This window comes from Massilia sp. CCM 8734, assembly GCF_011682155.1.
Taxonomy (GTDB): Bacteria; Pseudomonadota; Gammaproteobacteria; order Burkholderiales; family Burkholderiaceae_D; genus Telluria_A; species Telluria_A rubra.
The window spans coordinates 1-718 of record NZ_WHJI01000161.1 but is presented as its reverse complement, the minus strand read 5'-3'; the positions used below and the strand labels follow the sequence as shown (position 1 = coordinate 718).

The following is a 718-nucleotide window of genomic DNA, read 5'->3' as shown; positions in this document are numbered from 1 at the left end:
GGAAACGCCGGCGAATAGCCAAGGAACAGGGGCTTGGCGAAGAAGTTGCGCACGCGCGGCGGGACGATCGAGCGCGGCGCTTCCGGTGCGCTCTCCTTTTCGAGCTGGTGCCGGGCGCGTGTCGTTAGTTTGTATTTGATCCCCTCGCGGATCAGACAGCCGCGTTCGACCAGATCGCAGTAAAGCTCGACCATCTTGCAGTGGTCGATGCCGGCCGGGAGCTTGCGCGTGACGAAATCGCCATGCACCTCAGCGCCCTGGTAGATCGTCATTGGCCCCTTGAGGAACGCTGTCAGGATCTGCTCGCTGCGTGAATTTTTCTCAGGAAATTTCATACGCAGCTCCTGTAAGCGCTTGCCGGTGGGTTTTGGCCGGTGTCTGGTGAACCTGGCCGGCGGCGATCCGCGCGGCGATCATCGTTTCGGCGGCGAACAGGTCTTCGCGGGTCGCAACGGCGCACTGCGCCTCGTGAATCGCCAGCGCATTGCTCACCGCGGTCATGCCCGGCCCATCGAGCCGGTACTGGCCGGTCCTCGCGCCCCGCTCCGCCGCCCGCGCCATCGCCTCCAGGGCCGGTATCATTTCCGGAATGTACTCTTCGCCAATGCCCGTTTCGGCAAGACAGAGCGTAATGTTCATGGCCGTGCAGAGATAGACATACGACGTCTCGGTTGCATCGCCCAGCTTGATATCCTCGAACGCACGCCAATATTTTACG

The 718-nt window shown here is 62.0% G+C and carries 2 protein-coding genes; both read right to left on the bottom strand.

What is annotated here, in order from left to right; genetic code table 11:
* The coding region (locus tag F2P46_RS36045; protein WP_166899215.1) for a hypothetical protein at window positions 1-335 on the bottom strand (335 nt) is incomplete at its 3' end.
* Window positions 322-718 (bottom strand): hypothetical protein (locus F2P46_RS36040; protein ID WP_166899311.1); only part of this gene is annotated, 397 nt, incomplete at its 5' end. The genes F2P46_RS36045 and F2P46_RS36040, both read right to left, overlap by 14 nt.